The following is a 15,704-nucleotide window of genomic DNA, read 5'->3' on the forward strand; positions in this document are numbered from 1 at the left end:
TCGCTGTCGCGGGCGTTCGGCATGATGGCGCGAGGAGGGCGGGACCGCCCTCGTGACGTGCGAGAGGCGAACTCACATGCTCCTGACGGCCTTGAAGGTGCTCGCCCTGGCGGGAGCATGCCTGAACTTCGCGCTCGGGCTCTACATGCTGATCAGCAACCGGGGTCCCCGCCTGTTCAGCCGCCGTCAGCGGCGCAGGCCTCGCCTCCTCGGGGCAGGGCTGATGCTCATCGGCACGGGCATCGTCCCCATGGTCTCGGACAGCCTGCTGCCGGACCTGCCTCTCGGGCTGTCCTTCGCGCTGGTCGTCGTGAGCGCCGGGTGTTTGCTGTCCGGCTCGGTCCTGGTGGCCCTGTCGGCCGCGGAGGTCAGCCCGCCTCCTCCGTGAGCGCGAAGGGCGAGTCGGGGTCGGGCGGGGGCAGCGGCACGTCCAGCCGTTCGAACGCCGCCCTGAGCGCGCTCTCGCTGGCCAGGACCAGCTCGAAGGCGTTCGCGTGACGCTGCGCGTCCACGATCTTCGTGAAGAGCTCGAGCAGGTTGTCCGCCTTCTCCTTCCGTTCCGCCAGCATCTGGTCGGTGATGTCGGCGACGTCGGCGGGAGCCTGCGTGAGCCGTACGGCGTGCCGGATCGTCGAGTCCTCCATGGCCTCCTTGAGGAAGCTCTCGCACAGGTCGCGGGACTCCCGCAGCTTGCGCATGCGCACGTCGAGCTGCTCGGCGCGCGTCTCGATCCGGTAGAGCGCGCTCTCGTGGGCGCAGCGCAGCTCGCGTACCGCGTCGGGGACCTCGACCTCGATCACCGCGCGCCACCTGCCCGAGACCGAGTCCGCCGGCAGGTTCGCCAGCCAGCGTTGCACCGCCGCGTTGGCGGCCCGCTCCGCCTGCTCCGCCCGGAAGACGCTGTGCCGCCGCAGCGAGCCCCGGACGATCTCCCTGACGTAGTCCTTGATGACGTGGTCCTTGTCCTCCTTCAGCTCCTTCCACGGCCGGAAGACGAGCGAGCCCGTGGCGGAGCGCCGCCACAGCCAGACCTTGACCGTGAACAGGTAGCCGTCCCCTTCGGACGGCGCGGCGAAGACGTAGGAGGCCTCCTCCGGCGTGACGTCGGGCTCCTGTCCCGCTTCGGGCGCCTTCGCGGGGGTACGCTCGGCGGCCTTCTTCGTGGGCCAGCGCATGACGAGCAGCCGGTGCAGCGTGAAAGGCATGTCAGTGCTCCTTCAGGAGGAGGAGATAGCGGGCGAGGTTCGCGGCCGAGATCGTCGCGCGGCTGTTCCACAGGTGGAGGTGGAACGTCCAGGACTTCCTGAGCCTGTCCGGGGCCTGCGCCAGGACGTTCGTGAGGATGGCGTCCATGGTGGGGTCGGTGGCCGCCTGCTGCGCCCAGTCGGCCACGAGCTCCCACGAGATCGGGGTGAAGGCCGGCGATCTGCTCTTGCCGGCCTTCCTCGACAAGCCCCAGCTCAGGGCGTTGGTCCACAGCGCGACCAGGTCGCTCACCGGCTGGTGGTCACGGAGCGCGGGGTAGGCGTCCTGCTCCTGCGGCAGGGAGACGAGCCTGACGAACGCCAGCGCCGCGGTCACCTGCTCGCTCGCCTCCCCCGCGGTCCAGCGGGCGAGCTCGCCCAGCACCCGCTGGGCGGTGGACGCCGTGTAGATCTCGGCGACCGACCTGGCGACGGCGTCGCAGGTCTCCAGGTAGTTGGTCGCGACGGCGATGGTGCGGAACGCGGCGAGGGCGTCGCCGGGGTTGCCGACGCCGATGGCGGACCCGTACGAGAGCGCCGCGGCCAGGCGCTGGTTGTAGCTGCCGGTCGCCCACCCCTTGAGCGTCCGCCGGACCAGCGCCGCGACGTCGCGGTCCGCGAGGGCGGCGGACTCCAGCGCCCAGGTCAGCACCCTGGCCTTGCTCCGCTCCACGCTCCACGGCCTGAAGAACCGCTTGTCGATCACCTCGTAGTCGCAGGTGGCCAGCCTGCCGATGGCATCGGCCGCCTTGACCTGGACCCGCCAGTCGTCGGCCTCGACCAGGCCGGCGAGCCAGTCGTAGAGCACCGGGCGGATCGCCGGCAGTTGCGCCCAGAGCGTGGGCAGGAGCCGCCTGTCCAGGCCGGGCCGCACGTCGATGCGCCGCCCCTGCCCGCCCCGCCCGCCCTCCGCCTCGCTCAGGCGCGAGTAGCCGATCCACTGGCTGAGCCGCTCCCACACCTGAAGGGGACGTTCTTCGTCGGGGTCGTCCTCCTTCTGCTCCTCCTGCCCGATGCGGGCCGCCAGCGCCAGCGCGGCCTCGGACACCACGGCCTCGGGCAGGCCGAACAGCACGGAGCCGCTGATCAGGAAGTGCCGCGCCAGGCTGGGGGCGTCCTCCAGGCCCAGGTTCTTCTCCAGCTCGGTGAGCGCCGCGTAGGGAAGGTTGTCGATCATCTCGGCGAGGGGCCGTCCCTGGCGGTACCCCTCCGCGAACTGGTGGGCCATCTCCACGGCCTCGGCCGGCCGGCAGCCGGCGATGTGCTCGTGCAGCTGCTCGAGATGCTGCTGGAGATCGCCCGAGAGCTCCTCCGCCAGGTAGGCGATCCACTTCTGGAAGACGTCCAGCGCGGACGGCGGCTCATGCAGCACCACGGACTTCGTGACGGCGCAGTCCGCCGGGACGAGCGCCACGATGACGGCGCCACTCGCGCCGGCGACGGCCCTGAGCTGGTCGACGACGGTCTCGGGATGGCGGTGCCACGTGGCGTCGTCCGCACGCAGCAGGTAGCCGTGCCGCGCCCGCAGGTGTGCCGGCCTGACCTTCTTCAAGTCCTTCGCGCCCAGGGTCTGGCACGTGAGCCCCATCTCCAGGAGCGCGGACAGGGCGGTCGTCGATCGCCCGCTGTGCGGCTCGCCCCTCAGCAGGGCCACCGACCTGTTGGTCAGCCGCGTCACGAGCTCCCGCTGCGACGCCGTCTCCACGAAACACGTGCCGATGCACGCCACGCTCCCGGGATGCGGCGAGATCGTGAAGACGTCCTCCTCGGGCTGCTGGACATAGAGATCGCGGCCGGCCCCGTAGACGGTGCCGCCGTCCTCGGCCCGGTACTCGGAGCCGCCGAACCAGTTCTGCCCGACGCCGATCATCTCCGCGCGGAGCCGGCGTTCCTGCTGCTCGCGTTCGATCTTCTCGCCCAGTGACTCCTCGCCCGCGGGTCCTGCGTCGCCCGCGGCGGGTGCGGGGTTGTTCTCCTCGGTCATCGTTGTGGTTTCCGCTCCGGCATCGTGATGTCGCGGCCGGCCACGTAGCTGACGCCCTGGCCCGAGGTGTTCACGACGCTGCCGCCGTACCAGTCGCCGCCGACCGACACGCCGCCCGGCGCCCGCGGCTGGTCGCCGCTCCCGTCCTGACCGGTCTCGAGGTCGTCGATCGCGTGGACGTCGTGTCCCGGCAGGTAGACGTAGGCGTCGTACTGCTGCTGCTTGACCTTCACCACGACGTGCCGGAACCGGTCCGGCTCAGGGCCGCCGTAGCCCTGGCCGACGTAGTCGCGGTAGAACTCCTCCGACACGACGATCCCCAGGCTCGCCTCCTGGATCATGCGCAGTGCCGCCCGCAGCGGCCCCGCGTCCACCAGCCGGCCGCTCGCGACGGCGTGCCGGCCGGGGGAACCGGCGGGGCCGTCCACGTGCAGCGGCCCCGCGTGGACCGCCAGCCGCAGCCGCAGCCGCGGCCCGGACGAGGCGTTGTAGTCGTCGAGGGCCGCCCGCAGCGCGTCGGCGAAGGCGCCGGTGAGCCGTGCCGGGTGGATGGTGTCGGGCAGCACCACGAACTCTCCGTCGCCCTGCGGCTGCCGCTTCCAATCGAGCAGCCCCAGGCCCGCCGCTCCCGCCGCGAGGTCGAGCAGCCGGATCATGGCGGCTTGCAGCGCGTACTGGTCGGCGTTGTTACGGGTGCTGTAGCTCTCGATGTCGTAGCTCAGCATCGCGCGGTATTCCGGCTTGTCGTTCATCCCGCTCCTCGTGCGTTCGTGCCGTTTCCGAGAAGGCTGAACCACCCCTGCGCCCGCGGGCCGCGATTTTTACCGGTCGAGCGGGACCAGTTCCGCGAACCTCGCCAGCCCGGCGACGTCCTTGATCACCACTCGCCGCTGGCCACGCAGGATCAGACCGCGATCCGACAGCGTCCGCATGGCCTTGTGCACGGTCGGCTCCCTGACCCCGATCAGCCCGCCGAGCTCCGCCCTGGTCAGCGGCACGCCGGTGTCCCTGCCCTGGGGGGTGTCGTAGCCGTGCCGCGCGGCGAGCGAGACGAGGATCCTGGCCAGGCAGACCTCGGCGCCGAAGCCGACGAACTCCAGGCGCCGCTGGTTGGCCCATCGCAGGCGGTCGCTCAAGGAACGCGACACGGCGAAACCGGCGACCGGGTTGCGCTGCAGGTAGCCGAGAAAGGCGCTCCCGCGGACCGCGAGCAGGCGCATCTCGCCGCAGGCCGTCACGTCGGCACTGCGGACTCCCGTCCCGAGCACGGCCATCTCACCCACGAGATCTCCCCGCACGCGTACGGCCAGCAGCGCCTGCTCGCCGTTCTCGGCCCGAGCCGTGATCTTCGCGAGCCCCTGGAGGATCACGTGGACGAGCGTGCCGGGCTCGCCCTGCCGCAGGACGGTGGCGCCGTCGCCGGCCCGGCAGACCGCGCCGAGTTCCAGCAGGTCGGCACGCGGCCCCTCCGGCAACCGGGCCAGGAACGTGCCCAGCGGCCATGGGTCTTTCCGGTGACTTCCCAACGGCGCACCTCCAGCCCTTCTTCCGCACTATGACACCGAAGAAGAGCCGGACCAACACCTACCGTGCCGCCCCGCTCGGGCTGATCGCTAGCGCTGCTGCTTCAGGCGCAGCGCTTCCTTGCGGGCCTCCGCCTGCACCGCCCGCTCGTGCTCCAGCCACTCCGGGTTCTCCGCCTTCAGCGCGTCGATCTCGGCGGTGGTGAGCGGCTCGGTGATGCCGGCCCTGGCCAGGCCGGAGATGGAGACGCCGAGCTTCGCGGCGACCACCTGCTTGGGGTGCGGGCCGTTGCGGCGCAGGTCGACCAGCCAGGCGGGCGGCGCCGACTGCAACGCGTTCAGCTCGTCCCTGGAGACGACTCCGGCCTGGAACTCGGCGGGAGTGGCCGAGAAGAGCACACCCAGCTTCTTGGCCGCGGTCTCGGGCTTCATCGTCTGGATGCTCTTCGGCTTGGACGAGGTCATGACGCCAAGAGTAGTCAGTCGGGACGGTTTTCCTGACATCGGTACCCTGGGGAAGTGACTGATGGTGAGACCGGCAAGGTGTTCCGGCTGGCGTACGTGCCCGGGGTGACACCCGCGAAATGGGTCAACGTCTGGACCGAGAGGTTGCCCGACGTGCCGATCACCCTGGTCTCGGCTCCCGCCGCCGAGGTGGTGGCGCTCCTGCGCGACGGCGGCGCCGACGCCGGATTCGTCAGGCTGCCGGTCGAGCGCGACGGCCTCAGCGTGATCCCGCTCTACGTGGAGACCACGGTGGTCGTGGTGCCCAAGGACCACGCGGTGGCCGCCGCCGACGAGGTGACCACCGCCGACCTGGCCGACGACGAGGTGTTCCACCCGCTGGACGACACCATCGAGTGGACGGCCCGCCCCGGGCTGCCCGCCTTCACCCATCCGGCCACGACGGCGGACGCGATCCAGCTCGTGGCGTCCGGCGCCGGGCTCCTCCTGGTCCCGCAGTCGCTGGCGCGCCTGCACCACCGCAGGGACCTCACCTACCGGCCGGTGACGGACGCGCCGCAGTCGCAGGTCGCGCTGGCCTGGCCCACGGACGCGACCACCGACCTGGTGGAGGACTTCATCGGCATCGTCCGCGGCCGGACGGTGAACAGCTCGCGCGGCCGCAACACCGCCGCCGCCCCGCGCGCGGAGAAGCCGGCCCAGCGACAGGCCCAGAAACCCGCGCAGAACGGCTCCGGCCGCCGAGCCGTGCGCTCCAGCCGCAGGGGCAGGGGCCACCGGCCCCGGTGAACCACGCCCGAAGCGCGGAGTGACAACTCGATCACGCTTCGGCGCGTCTCATCTCCTGTCACGGTTCATCCTCCACAACCGCAGGAGGGCACGTTGCTCAGGTGCTTCGCTCTCGCCGTCCTCACCGCCGCGGGCCTCACCGCGTGCGGCACCGGCACGCCGCCGGCCGCCCCCGTCGAAACCGTCACCGCGACCGTCCAGCCCACCCCGACGACCACCACCACCGCCACCGCCGGCCCCGGCGAGACCGACCGCCCCGAGCCGAGCGAAGCCGCGGCAGAAAGGAAGACGCTGCCGGACGTGGTCGGCATGAACCTCCAGGAAGGCCAGGACACGCTGCAGGCGGCCGGCTTCTACGTGCTGAACGACAAGGACGCCACCGGCCAGAACCGGCTGCAGGTGCTCGACCGCAACTGGGTCGTCACCAAGCAGTCGCCGGCCGGAGGCCGGAAGGTGACCACCGACACGCTGATCACCCTGTACGCCAAGAAGATCGGCGAATAGCCCGGGCGGCGCACCCCCACCGGATCCAGGGCCCGCCGCCCGCGTGCAGGAGCCCCGCCTCGTCCCTCATGTCGTGCACCACCCCGTGTCGCACGCGTAAGAGCCTGAGGACGCTTGCGCCGGTGCTGCCGGCGTGAGGGTTGCCGGCAGCACCACGCGCGCGATGGCGGCGATTCATGGGGCAAGGCTCGGGCAGTTGCCGGTCATGGACGACGAGAAGCCTCCCGAGGAGATGCCGCCCGCGGTCGGACAGGTCTGCGGCGAGTCCGACACCCTCGCCGCACGAGCCGGAGTCGAGGTACGGGCCACACCACGCCCGATCCCGGCCGAACCGGTGGAGCCGCCACCCGACCCCGAGCAGAAGGCCGAGGAGGAGCGGCGGGAGGTTGAGGCCGACGAGGACGACGGCGTGGAGCCCGACGTGGAGCCCACCGACTGAGTGCGCCTCCAGTACCGCACGTCCGAGTCTCCGGCTCCCCACACGCCAACGGTTACCCGGATCCGCGAGCCCGCTCACATCCTCACTCGCTTCGTCAGTACGCCCGAGATCCGTTCGGCAAAGTGCCCACACCAACGCTGGCAACCTGCCCACCCCCAAATCGGCAGAATGCCCACTCGACCATCGGCAGAATGCCCATAAAACAGTTCTGGCCTGCGGTAATGTGTCGGACTGTGTCCGAAGCAAACTTGTTCCTACGCCGCGCCCAGGCCATGGCCTGTGAGGCGCTGGCCGACACGCGGGTGGTCATCGTCAACGGCGCCAGGCAGGTGGGCAAGAGCACACTTGCCAGGCTGATCGCTGACGACGCGGACAACGCCCGTCAGCTGTACCTCGACGACCCGGCGATCCTGGCCGCGGCCGAGGAGGACCCCGTCTCCTTCGTCCGGCACGATGGACTGCTACTGATCGACGAGATTCAGCGCGCTCCGCGACTCCTCCTGCCGATCAAGCACGAGGTCGACAAGGATCCACGTGCGGGCCGCTATCTCCTCACCGGTTCCGCGCGCCTGCTGGGCCTACGCGATCTCCCGGACGCCCTGCCCGGCAGAACGGAGACCATCGAACTGTGGCCGCTTTCCCAAGGAGAGATCGACAACGCTCCGGACGGATTCGTTGATCACGTCTTCACCCATGACGTCGACACCACCATGCGCTCCTGCCCTCTCCGTAAGCACGACTACGTCGACAGGGCCTTGCGTGGCGGTTACCCGGAGGCGGTCCGCCGGGATCCTGGCCGCCGACGCAACAGGTTCTTCGACTCCTACATCACCGACTTGATGACCAGGGACGTGCGCCAGATCTCCGACATCGAACGCCCAGCAGAGATGCGCAGGCTTCTGAGTGTCATCGCGGCCCGGATGGGAGGGCTGACGGTGGTCCAGTCCATCGCTGGAGACGTGGGCCTTCCCAGGATGACGCTCTCCCGCTATCTGGATCTTCTGGAACTGGTCTTCGTCATCAAACGCATCCCGGCCTGGTCATCGAATCTCACCCGCCGCGCGATCTCCACCCCGAAGTTGCTCGTCACGGACACCGGGCTCGCCGGCCGCCTCATCGGCATGTCACCCGAGCGCGCCCGAGACGTCACAGCTCCCGTCGGACCACTGCTCGAAAATTTCGCGATCGGTGAAGTAGCTCGTCAGCTGACCTGGGCCAACGAGCCCGTCCAGCTGTTCCACTACCGAGACCGCGACAAGGTGGAGGTGGACATCCTCCTGGAGCATGCGTCCGGAGAAGTGATCGGTGTAGAGATCAAGGCCGCGGAAACAGTGCGAAGTGACGACTTCCGTGGACTGCGCCATCTGGCCGACCGGCTAGGGCCACGATTTCGTGCCGGCTTCGTCCTCTACACCGGCGAACAGCCCCTGGCTTTCGGGGGAAACCTCCGAGCACTCCCCATGGCCTCCCTGTGGACGCTAGGAGGCACGGCCGAAGACTGACCACATGCTCGCTACTCGCTGAACGCGCAGGGTGGGCGGTACTGGGTTCGAACCAGTGACCCCTCGCTTGTAAGGACTGTCCCGCAATTCCGGCATCCTGCAGTAATCCGCGAACCCCCAGTTCAACGGGACAGTAAACGACCACTCAGCGCCATTCGACACCCGCCGTGCCGCAATGCTCGTCCCCCATTCGTCCCCCGCCCGTCCCCGGGGGTCAGATCGTCGAAGGCACATCCCCATGACGGCCGAATGACCGTCGAGTGAACTTTCAATTGCCTCTTCCGAACCGTGCTCATGTTGACGCATCATGTGACAGTCCCGGCGCGGGGGCATACAGAGGGACACCCGGAACAAAAGCAGCCAGGGGGGCCGCTTCCCATGACAATGGCGTCAACGAACCCGCAACCGCCCCACACCACACAAACTCTCACCGTCCTCGAGCACACCTACCCCGGATGGAATATCAGCGGGCACCAGAACGGCATGTGGAGCGCCACCCGGGACGTCACTCCCACCCAGGCCGACGCCGGCATGCACGCGATCATCGTGCAGCCCAACCTCCTGGCCCTCGCCGCCATCCTGTCGCAGCAGCTCGAGATCGTGCAGCGGGTGCGTTAAGCGTCCGTCCGGGGCCGGTCTTCTGGTGGGACGACGTAGGTGCCCTTCGAGCGTTTGATGATGACCAGGCCTTCCTCAGCCAGCGCACTCACCGCGTGCAGGGCCGTGTTCCGGCCGATCTCGTACTGCTGCATGAGGCGCGGGATCGCAGGGATCGTGGACCGGGCCGGAAACTCGCCCTCGAGGATGCGCCGGCGCAGGTCGTCGGCGACCTCTTCCCACCGATGCTGCGGCTCCCATTTGATCATGGAGAGACGCTAGTAGTCCAGGGCACGCCCCAGCAGTCCGGGAATTACCCAGGCGGTCCCAGGCGGTCCTCAGCGGTCCGGGGCGGTACTAGGACGTCCCTGGACCGGACCTTCTGCTTGCGTGATAAACATAAGAGTGTGGCGGCGGGGATCATCCCTCTCTATGGGAGGGCTGTCGGACCCCGCCGCCACACCCCCATAGATCCTTACGCAGTCAACGGCCAGCCGCCCAGCCTCCGGAACGGTAGCCAGTTATCCGCCCCGATGCGAAAGATATCGCCCCCGGAGGGGCGATCTTCCACCTCCAAGGCATTCCACGCGCTCGACGCGCCGACGCTGTTCGGTCTTCACTTCTTCTCATGGGACCGCCCCGCCTCTACGACGCTGACGAGACAGCCGCCATCCTCCGGGTGTCCAAGAACTGGCTCTATCGGAGAGCCGGGCGCACGATTCCCGTCACACGCCTTGCTTGGCGGCTTCTGTGGACCGAGGAGCAGATCTCCTGGATCATCGAGGCCGCCGCCATTGAGCCCATGGCTCCATTCACGCCAGTGGAACCTCGCACCAGGACCGTCGCCATCCGCGCGCGGAGACTGCAAGAGTTGCCGCCACTGCCGGCCACCGCGCCGCGGCTCATGGCCAAAACCCCTAAGACTCGGCGCGTCAGCCCCGCCATCAACCCCGCACCCATCCCTGTAGCGAACTACACCGTCAGCCGGCTCTACCGTGATCAGCACGAGGACGGCCATCGGTGACCGCTGAACGCCGCGGACTATCCCGTCCGCTCAAGGAGCTCATCGACCCGCCCAGCCCCGAGCAGCTCCGCACCGTGATCCGAATCCTCGGCTTGGTTGAGGCAGTTCAGCACCGCCTGGATCGCGAAGCCGCCCAACAGGCTGCTGCCGGCCAGGTGGACGAGACGCTCGGACGCTAGTCCTCTGGACCACGGCAACTGTGCCTCGACTGCTGTTGCGCGGGTAGCGATTCTTACACCAACGCACTATCGACCGCGTTCCCAGCGCGACTGTTATCCCCATACTGTTGAGACGTAGGGCCTCCTGCCCGCTGGGCCGTCAAACTCTGCCGACAGGAGGCCCCACCCCTCCTAGAAGGGGCGTCTCGGGTCGAGCAGCTCCCACAGGACCCACAACACTAGCCGCGCCGCAGCCAGGGCAGTTTGTAGCCTGTGGTGCTTCTCATCCCTGCGCGGGTTATCGCTGGCCACGCAGACTCTCCCTTGTGTCGGATGCGCCGGACTGCCCGGCGCGCAGCGCCTGCACTCCGACCAACACGGTGACCGCGATTCCCCGCCTGCCCATGATGATGCCTACCGACCAGTGCCGCATGCGTTGTCGCCGTTCGTCCTACGCCACTGCGACCCTACGGTGGGGAAATACACCACCGCGGATAAGGATCCTCTACCCCCGGCTCAGGCAGTTCGCTGGGCCTCGCCAGACGCCGGCCGGAAGGCGGCTCCTCAACTACGCACGCGCCGGTCGTCCATGACTCAGGCCTGCGGTGGATTCGACGCAACGAAGGTCCCCACACCTCGAACCGAGTACGCGAAGCCCTGCTCGCGAAGCCTGGTGAGCACCTTCTGTGCAGTGCCAGGCACGACGCCGAACTCCTGCACCAGCTCGTGCTGAGACGGCAGCCGGCTGTCCGGCGGGTAGGTGCCGTCCGCGATCCTCGCCTTCAGCACGTCGGCCATCTGCTCCCATTTCGGCGCGTTCTCTCGGAATCGGAACTCGATCACTAGGCGACCGTATGCAGCCATGCTGACCTGCGGATATACGCGACCTACCGTAGTTGGCCATGGTTAAGTATGGCTATGTTGGCTACGCTGTGCTCCTGAACAGAAACGGGCCCGGCCAAGGCGTTCACGCGCCTGGACGGGCCCTTGATCGGACGGTGGAGGTCCGACCATGGGCGAAGCGTACCCACCGGACAGCCTGAACGGCGATGGGCAGCGTCTCTATGGTGCCGCCCCTGAAGAGGACCTGATCCGCACCGAACAGTCCATTCCGCCCGCTGCGCCAGACGTGCCGAGCATACGAGCGATCCCTGTCCGCATGCCGTCCGCCGAACCCGATCTCCGCACAGGGGATTCGTCGTGACTGTCCCCGTGCGCCGGCTCGTTCCGTACGTCACCGCCTATGAGGGGGAGGCCCTGGCCTACCAACTCATCGTGGATCCGCACGTCGAGGCGACGGACGGGATACGGCTGTCCTACGCCGACCCCGTCGGCACGGACTGGCTGTACGGCGTGCTGTGGTACCGGCAGGGCATCACCCAGACTGGCCGCCCCCTGTGGAAACTCGTCAACACCCCGCGGCAGCGACGCTGCATGATGCACATGCTCTGCCAGGTGTGCGGTCGGCCAGCGGCGGACAACGACGGCTGGATCTGGTGGCTGATGCCCGAACCCCCAGGAACGACCGGCGGCGGACTGCCGTTCACGCACGTGCCACCGTGCTGCCGGGCATGCATCCCCGCAGCCCGCGCCCTGTGCCCCCGGCTACGTCACGAAGCGCATGTCTACACCGCCCTCGCTGCTGAACCGTTCGGCGTCGTAGCGGACCTGTATCGACCTGCGGCCGGCCGCAAGGTAGTCCTGGTCCAGCACGCCGTCGAGGTGCCCCTGGATGCGTTCCGCCGCCTCGACTTCGCCTTGGCCACGCAGTTGCTCGTGTCCCTCGACGGCCTGCAGAAGGCCGAAGACGGCCCAGCGTCGTAGCCTCAGACCCAGGTGATCCGGACGATGTAGACGAGGCGCCGCTCCTCCATCACCAGGTAAGTGACGAGGCCTGTCTCACCGAACGGCATCGACAGCATGTTGCCGCGCGGGTTGTTCGACGGACGCCTACCGCTCCAGGGCGCGACCTCAAGAACGGCACGTAATTCCATGAAAGCAGCGAGAGCCTCGAACGGCAGCTCGTCACGCTGCTTCTCCGCCGGCGGATCGAACTCGACGGCGTACACCGCGGGGCCTACTTGCCGCGCTCGATACGCTCACGCATCTCAGCGTCGAGCGCGTCGTCCCATCGCCGGGCGCCCGGCGGCATCTCGCCCCGTTCCAGGTACTCCATTGCGCGCTGCGCCCGCTCGATCGTCTCGGCGTACTCGTCGGGGTCGGCCTTGAGGATTGCCTCGCCCCACCAGCGGCTGATGAACGTCTGGATTGGAGCCAGGTCGTAGGTCACTCGTGCTTGGTCGAGGGCGGCTTGATACTCCTGGTCGAACAAGTCGTGTTCGTCCGGAGGGAGCGCCGACCGGATCGCCCGCGGGCTGCGGTCATGTTTGATCGACGCGCGTATCTCCTCTGGCGTGCGGTGCCGGCCGTGCGGCTGAGCGGTCATGGCTCGCTCCTCTCCCATACCTTCGACACTAGCCTGCCCGCCGCGTACGGTCCTCAGTTTCGTCGCCAGGCGTGCGAGGAGGCACAAACGGATCAAGAGGCACGAACACGGCGCCTTTGCCGCGCAGATACTTGGCCACCTCTCGCTCGTCCTTCCCAATCAGCCACTGCGCGATCGGCGCCGCGTCTACGACACGGCCGTTCTTGGTCACGACCGCGAAGGTTGCCTGCGGCAAGGACACCCAGATCCATCGTTCGTCTGCAGCCGTCACGGGAGGTGCTCAATCCACGCCGTCGAGCCCTGACGCGTCGAGATCTTCGAAGATGTTGAGCACTTCGAATTGATTCGGATGGTCCGGCATATCGTGAGGCCACATCCTGATTAGGACGTAGAGGTGATCCCGGGGCTGCACGATATTAATGGTCTTGTCGACATCATCTTGGGTGCAGTAGAACCTGATCCCGTTGAGCCCCCCACTGGCCCAATCAAGGACTCTCGCTACTAGATCTCGATCCTCAGGTTTGGCCTTTGCCTTCCATTCGGCTACCAGCCGTGCACTTTCGGGCGTGAGCGACAACCTCGCCATTGTTACTCCCGCAGTATTTTGATGACGTCGTCGACGTCCACCTCCTCCCCGTGCTTGACCGGGCTAGTCGGCGCGTTCCGTAGCGCCTGCTGAACCTCGGGCTGGGAGCGAAGGTGCACTGTCACCTCAACACTCTCAGCGAGTTTCTTCAGGTGGTCAATGTCACCTGTCCGAGAGTATTTGGCGATCGGCTCGTACATGTTGAGAAACAGTGATCGTCGCTCCTCCTCGGTGAGGTCGTCGAACAGGGTTCCGGCTCGTTGGAGTGCTTCGGCAACGAGAGCATCGTTCGCGTTATCGCGTCCATCCATAACATCGATCTCCTTTCGGTATCGCGTGACGCCGGTACACCGTAGGACGCGCAGGTGCCCAAAGGGGAGTACATTGCGGGAAAGTGACGCCCGATAAGCTGTCCGAAACTGGCGCCGATCTCAGTCCGGGATCTTAAACGTGTAGGACCAGACGAAGCGGCTGGCGGGATGAACGCCACGGGCGTATTCGATCACGCGCCCGTCAGCCGTCCGCGTGGTGCGCCACTGTTCCACGACCGGCTCGCCTGGAGGAAGGTCCAGCGAGACCATCTCCTCCACGGTTGGCATCCGAGCAAAGAGGTCTTCAGTCATCTCGTCGGGGGCAAGCCCAAGCTCAGTAAAGATCGCAAAGCTTCCGCCGGCACCTGCCATGCCCGGCCGTGGATCGATGATGGCCGTACCTTCTACATCCTCACGCCGGTAGTAGCTGGTGACAGAGTGGGTGGGCTTGCCGTCACGAAACATGATGCGGTCTCGCTCATAGACCTGCGTCCCCACGGGGACGCCGAGGGCTCGCGCTACACGCTCGTCCGCATCGAGTAGCGCGACTTCTTGCGTCTGGGTGCCCTGCTGTTCGGCGGGTTGGCCTTCATGGCGTTCGTCCCTGTACACCTCGACAGTGGAGTTGGCCCACTTGCTCTTGGCGTATCGGTCCTGCCCAACGCGCCGCACCGGGTGGGCCTCGCGAACGTACGCGCCAGAGCCGTAGCGGGTGATGATCGCCCCCTCATTGCTGAGCTGGGCGATCGCTTTCGCTGCCGTATTGCGGCTCACGCCGTATTCCACAGCGAGATCTCGGACTGTTGGCAGTTTCGCGCCTGGCTGCAGGCGACCATCGCTGATGGCCTGACGTAGGTCATTGGCGATGCGGTTGGCGGGCCCGGTCTGGGGCTCAGGACTCATGGTCCAACTCTAACAAATTGTCATACGCCAATTCCAAGATCTTGAATGCGTCGTACGACAATCCCTTGACAGCATCCATGCGTCGTACGATGCTTTGTCGTACGACGCTTTTCAATGACATTCCAAAGGAATCGCCATCGCGTCACCCGTGCCCGTTTTGGGAGGTTTGGCCTTGAAGTTCACTCACTGGACCGGTCGCGAGCCCTGGTTGCCGACCAGCGCCGTGGCTCTGCTGTGCGGCGTCACCGCTCAGACGGTCCTTGCGTGGGCGAAGGCGGGCAAGCTCCATCCCCGGAAAACCCCTGGTGGGCACTACCGGTTCAACCCCGCTGAAGTAGACGCGCTCCTCAACGAGACCACCGCCGAACCTGACGTGAAGGTCGCAGTCTGATGCGCGCGATCCCCCGGACATGCGAAGGGCGGCCCTCATCCGCCAAGACGAAGCCGCCCAATCGCGTGCCCTTCATGACCGGTCAAAGTTACGAAGGAGCCGCTCCATCATGGCAGATCCCGCTTTCGCTGGCACCACCATGACGCCGGAAGTGGCGCTCATGACTGCCCAGCAGTTCGCCGAGCAGGCTGCGTCCCTGACCAGAGCCGCCCAGGTGGCAGTCGATGTCGCCAACTTCCTGCGGGAGACCGGTGGCATACTCCTCGCCTCCGCCGACATCACGGCGCGGCACCCGTCCGCATCTCCGCTTCCTTCAGGTGTGGCTGACATCTCCGCCTACCGGTCCCGTCGTCAGGCGGTACAGCGATGACCACCGCTGAGCGTCTTCTCGCCCGCGCCGAGCACGTAGACCCGGGCCACCCGGGCGTCTGGCCGGACGGCGAGCTGCCGGAGGCGCGCCTCCACTACGACCGGATGCTCGCCGAGCAGGACAGCACCCGGAAGGCGAGCACCCGATGACCCTCCACCCGATGCGCGTTGAAGACGAGCTCGCCCGCTGGGACTCCTACACCCCCGCCGCCCGGCACCGCATCCTCACCGCCTTCTGGCTAGAGCTCGCCCCCTCCACCGCCAGAGCACGCTTCGCCGCTGCTGTCGACGTACTCGCCCTCCTCGACGACGAGTTGGCCGTCATGCAGCAGGCCGTGGACCACTTCCCCGGAGGCGGTCAGCGATGAGCCAGGCCCGGCTGTCGTCCCTCCAGGTCTCCCACGGCCCGCGACGGCCGGGCCTCCCTACTCCCGTCCAGGGGCCGCGGTCCCACACCCAAACTCCCGGC

26 protein-coding genes are annotated in these 15,704 nt (G+C 67.6%); 13 read left to right on the top strand and 13 right to left on the bottom strand.

The window, feature by feature from the left end:
* Positions 1-76: 76 nt before the first annotated feature.
* Positions 77-388, top strand: a complete 312-nt coding sequence (locus tag ACBJ32_RS16445; RefSeq protein WP_375127438.1) for a hypothetical protein — start codon at positions 77-79, stop codon at positions 386-388.
* Here ACBJ32_RS16445 and ACBJ32_RS16450 read toward each other — a convergent pair.
* The 5 genes from ACBJ32_RS16450 to ACBJ32_RS16470 all read right to left on the bottom strand — a co-directional run bounded on the left by ACBJ32_RS16450 (position 369) and on the right by ACBJ32_RS16470 (position 5,216).
* Positions 369-1,205 carry a hypothetical protein gene (locus tag ACBJ32_RS16450; RefSeq protein ID WP_375127439.1) on the bottom strand — a complete coding sequence of 279 codons (837 nt, stop codon included), beginning with the start codon at positions 1,203-1,205 and terminating at the stop codon, positions 369-371. The genes ACBJ32_RS16445 and ACBJ32_RS16450 overlap by 20 nt on opposite strands.
* Before the next feature lies 1 nt (position 1,206).
* Positions 1,207-3,228 carry a hypothetical protein gene (locus ACBJ32_RS16455; RefSeq protein ID WP_375127440.1) on the bottom strand — a complete coding sequence of 674 codons (2,022 nt, stop codon included), beginning with the start codon at positions 3,226-3,228 and terminating at the stop codon, positions 1,207-1,209.
* Entirely contained in the window at positions 3,225-3,980 is a 756-nt protein-coding gene (locus ACBJ32_RS16460; RefSeq protein ID WP_357868031.1) for a hypothetical protein, read from the bottom strand. Before ACBJ32_RS16460 ends, ACBJ32_RS16455 begins: the two co-directional genes overlap by 4 nt.
* 69 nt (positions 3,981-4,049) lie before the next feature.
* Positions 4,050-4,754, bottom strand: coding sequence for a Crp/Fnr family transcriptional regulator (locus ACBJ32_RS16465; RefSeq protein WP_357868029.1), 705 nt, complete (start codon positions 4,752-4,754; stop codon positions 4,050-4,052).
* An 87-nt stretch (positions 4,755-4,841) separates the two neighbouring features.
* Positions 4,842-5,216 carry a DUF5997 family protein gene (locus ACBJ32_RS16470; RefSeq protein ID WP_357868026.1) on the bottom strand — a complete coding sequence of 125 codons (375 nt, stop codon included), beginning with the start codon at positions 5,214-5,216 and terminating at the stop codon, positions 4,842-4,844.
* A gap of 54 nt (positions 5,217-5,270) precedes the next feature.
* Between ACBJ32_RS16470 and ACBJ32_RS16475 the strand changes: the two genes are divergently transcribed.
* From ACBJ32_RS16475 to ACBJ32_RS16495, 5 genes are all read left to right on the top strand, one after another.
* Positions 5,271-6,005 (top strand): LysR family substrate-binding domain-containing protein, encoded by a 735-nt coding sequence (locus ACBJ32_RS16475; protein WP_375127441.1) that lies wholly within the window; start codon positions 5,271-5,273, stop codon positions 6,003-6,005.
* A gap of 93 nt (positions 6,006-6,098) precedes the next feature.
* Positions 6,099-6,509 carry a PASTA domain-containing protein gene (locus tag ACBJ32_RS16480; protein ID WP_375127442.1) on the top strand — a complete coding sequence of 137 codons (411 nt, stop codon included), beginning with the start codon at positions 6,099-6,101 and terminating at the stop codon, positions 6,507-6,509.
* Between the two features lie 163 nt (positions 6,510-6,672).
* Positions 6,673-6,948: a hypothetical protein gene (locus ACBJ32_RS16485; protein ID WP_375127443.1), complete on the top strand. Its 276-nt coding sequence runs from the start codon at positions 6,673-6,675 to the stop codon at positions 6,946-6,948.
* A gap of 233 nt (positions 6,949-7,181) precedes the next feature.
* Positions 7,182-8,450, top strand: coding sequence for an ATP-binding protein (locus ACBJ32_RS16490; RefSeq protein WP_375127444.1), 1,269 nt, complete (start codon positions 7,182-7,184; stop codon positions 8,448-8,450).
* Positions 8,451-8,828: 378 nt separating this feature from the next.
* Positions 8,829-9,068: a hypothetical protein gene (locus ACBJ32_RS16495; protein ID WP_375127445.1), complete on the top strand. Its 240-nt coding sequence runs from the start codon at positions 8,829-8,831 to the stop codon at positions 9,066-9,068.
* On the opposite strand, the gene ACBJ32_RS16500 is transcribed toward ACBJ32_RS16495, so the two are convergent.
* Positions 9,065-9,316, bottom strand: coding sequence for a winged helix-turn-helix domain-containing protein (locus tag ACBJ32_RS16500; RefSeq protein ID WP_375127446.1), 252 nt, complete (start codon positions 9,314-9,316; stop codon positions 9,065-9,067). The two genes, ACBJ32_RS16495 and ACBJ32_RS16500, sit on opposite strands and share 4 nt — an antisense overlap.
* A 410-nt stretch (positions 9,317-9,726) precedes the next feature.
* Between ACBJ32_RS16500 and ACBJ32_RS16505 the strand changes: the two genes are divergently transcribed.
* Both ACBJ32_RS16505 and ACBJ32_RS16510 read left to right on the top strand, forming a co-directional pair.
* Positions 9,727-10,071, top strand: a complete 345-nt coding sequence (locus ACBJ32_RS16505; protein ID WP_375127447.1) for a hypothetical protein — start codon at positions 9,727-9,729, stop codon at positions 10,069-10,071.
* Positions 10,068-10,250 carry a hypothetical protein gene (locus ACBJ32_RS16510; protein ID WP_375127448.1) on the top strand — a complete coding sequence of 61 codons (183 nt, stop codon included), beginning with the start codon at positions 10,068-10,070 and terminating at the stop codon, positions 10,248-10,250. The genes ACBJ32_RS16505 and ACBJ32_RS16510 overlap by 4 nt, the downstream gene beginning before the upstream one ends.
* Positions 10,251-10,823: 573 nt before the next feature.
* Here ACBJ32_RS16510 and ACBJ32_RS16515 read toward each other — a convergent pair.
* Positions 10,824-11,072, bottom strand: a complete 249-nt coding sequence (locus ACBJ32_RS16515; protein ID WP_375127449.1) for a GntR family transcriptional regulator — start codon at positions 11,070-11,072, stop codon at positions 10,824-10,826.
* Between the two features lie 357 nt (positions 11,073-11,429).
* On the opposite strand from ACBJ32_RS16515, the gene ACBJ32_RS16520 reads away from it, so the two are divergent.
* A complete protein-coding gene (locus ACBJ32_RS16520; protein ID WP_375127450.1) occupies positions 11,430-12,053 on the top strand; it encodes a hypothetical protein in 624 nt (207 codons plus the stop codon).
* 2 nt (positions 12,054-12,055) lie between these two features.
* On the opposite strand, the gene ACBJ32_RS16525 is transcribed toward ACBJ32_RS16520, so the two are convergent.
* The 6 genes from ACBJ32_RS16525 to ACBJ32_RS16550 form a co-directional block, all read right to left on the bottom strand.
* Positions 12,056-12,298, bottom strand: coding sequence for a type II toxin-antitoxin system RelE/ParE family toxin (locus ACBJ32_RS16525; protein WP_375127451.1), 243 nt, complete (start codon positions 12,296-12,298; stop codon positions 12,056-12,058).
* Positions 12,299-12,306: 8 nt separating this feature from the next.
* Entirely contained in the window at positions 12,307-12,675 is a 369-nt protein-coding gene (locus tag ACBJ32_RS16530) for a DUF6247 family protein (RefSeq protein ID WP_375127452.1), read from the bottom strand.
* A 28-nt stretch (positions 12,676-12,703) separates the two neighbouring features.
* Positions 12,704-12,946, bottom strand: coding sequence for a hypothetical protein (locus tag ACBJ32_RS16535; protein ID WP_375127453.1), 243 nt, complete (start codon positions 12,944-12,946; stop codon positions 12,704-12,706).
* Positions 12,947-12,955: 9 nt separating this feature from the next.
* Entirely contained in the window at positions 12,956-13,261 is a 306-nt protein-coding gene (locus ACBJ32_RS16540) for a hypothetical protein (protein WP_375127454.1), read from the bottom strand.
* Between the two features lie 2 nt (positions 13,262-13,263).
* Positions 13,264-13,572, bottom strand: a complete 309-nt coding sequence (locus tag ACBJ32_RS16545) for a hypothetical protein (RefSeq protein ID WP_375127455.1) — start codon at positions 13,570-13,572, stop codon at positions 13,264-13,266.
* A gap of 120 nt (positions 13,573-13,692) precedes the next feature.
* Complete coding sequence (locus tag ACBJ32_RS16550) at positions 13,693-14,475, bottom strand: GntR family transcriptional regulator (RefSeq protein WP_375127456.1); 783 nt, start codon at positions 14,473-14,475, stop codon at positions 13,693-13,695.
* Positions 14,476-14,647: 172 nt separating this feature from the next.
* Between ACBJ32_RS16550 and ACBJ32_RS16555 the strand changes: the two genes are divergently transcribed.
* From ACBJ32_RS16555 to ACBJ32_RS16570, 4 genes are all read left to right on the top strand, one after another.
* Positions 14,648-14,866 (top strand): helix-turn-helix domain-containing protein, encoded by a 219-nt coding sequence (locus ACBJ32_RS16555; RefSeq protein ID WP_375127457.1) that lies wholly within the window; start codon positions 14,648-14,650, stop codon positions 14,864-14,866.
* Between the two features lie 109 nt (positions 14,867-14,975).
* On the top strand, positions 14,976-15,236 hold the full coding sequence (locus ACBJ32_RS16560) for a hypothetical protein (RefSeq protein WP_375127458.1): 261 nt from the start codon (positions 14,976-14,978) through the stop codon (positions 15,234-15,236).
* On the top strand, positions 15,233-15,385 hold the full coding sequence (locus ACBJ32_RS16565) for a hypothetical protein (RefSeq protein ID WP_375127459.1): 153 nt from the start codon (positions 15,233-15,235) through the stop codon (positions 15,383-15,385). Before ACBJ32_RS16560 ends, ACBJ32_RS16565 begins: the two co-directional genes overlap by 4 nt.
* 11 nt (positions 15,386-15,396) lie before the next feature.
* Positions 15,397-15,603: a hypothetical protein gene (locus ACBJ32_RS16570; RefSeq protein ID WP_375127460.1), complete on the top strand. Its 207-nt coding sequence runs from the start codon at positions 15,397-15,399 to the stop codon at positions 15,601-15,603.
* The last annotated feature ends 101 nt before the right edge of the window (positions 15,604-15,704 follow it).

Source organism: Nonomuraea sp. GTA35, from assembly GCF_041950525.1.
In the GTDB taxonomy this organism is placed as follows: Bacteria; Actinomycetota; Actinomycetes; order Streptosporangiales; family Streptosporangiaceae; genus Nonomuraea.

Coding starts and splice junctions, on each gene's coding strand:
- ACBJ32_RS16445 (WP_375127438.1), top strand. CDS start 77: ATGCTCCTGACGGCCTTGAAGGTGCTCGCCCTGGCGGGAGCATGCCTG.
- ACBJ32_RS16450 (WP_375127439.1), bottom strand. CDS start 1,205: ATGCCTTTCACGCTGCACCGGCTGCTCGTCATGCGCTGGCCCACGAAG.
- ACBJ32_RS16455 (WP_375127440.1), bottom strand. CDS start 3,228: ATGACCGAGGAGAACAACCCCGCACCCGCCGCGGGCGACGCAGGACCC.
- ACBJ32_RS16460 (WP_357868031.1), bottom strand. CDS start 3,980: ATGAACGACAAGCCGGAATACCGCGCGATGCTGAGCTACGACATCGAG.
- ACBJ32_RS16470 (WP_357868026.1), bottom strand. CDS start 5,216: ATGACCTCGTCCAAGCCGAAGAGCATCCAGACGATGAAGCCCGAGACC.
- ACBJ32_RS16485 (WP_375127443.1), top strand. CDS start 6,673: ATGGCGGCGATTCATGGGGCAAGGCTCGGGCAGTTGCCGGTCATGGAC.
- ACBJ32_RS16495 (WP_375127445.1), top strand. CDS start 8,829: ATGACAATGGCGTCAACGAACCCGCAACCGCCCCACACCACACAAACT.
- ACBJ32_RS16500 (WP_375127446.1), bottom strand. CDS start 9,316: ATGATCAAATGGGAGCCGCAGCATCGGTGGGAAGAGGTCGCCGACGAC.
- ACBJ32_RS16530 (WP_375127452.1), bottom strand. CDS start 12,675: ATGACCGCTCAGCCGCACGGCCGGCACCGCACGCCAGAGGAGATACGC.
- ACBJ32_RS16540 (WP_375127454.1), bottom strand. CDS start 13,261: ATGGCGAGGTTGTCGCTCACGCCCGAAAGTGCACGGCTGGTAGCCGAA.
- ACBJ32_RS16545 (WP_375127455.1), bottom strand. CDS start 13,572: ATGGATGGACGCGATAACGCGAACGATGCTCTCGTTGCCGAAGCACTC.
- ACBJ32_RS16550 (WP_375127456.1), bottom strand. CDS start 14,475: ATGAGTCCTGAGCCCCAGACCGGGCCCGCCAACCGCATCGCCAATGAC.
- ACBJ32_RS16560 (WP_375127458.1), top strand. CDS start 14,976: ATGGCAGATCCCGCTTTCGCTGGCACCACCATGACGCCGGAAGTGGCG.
- ACBJ32_RS16565 (WP_375127459.1), top strand. CDS start 15,233: ATGACCACCGCTGAGCGTCTTCTCGCCCGCGCCGAGCACGTAGACCCG.
- ACBJ32_RS16570 (WP_375127460.1), top strand. CDS start 15,397: ATGCGCGTTGAAGACGAGCTCGCCCGCTGGGACTCCTACACCCCCGCC.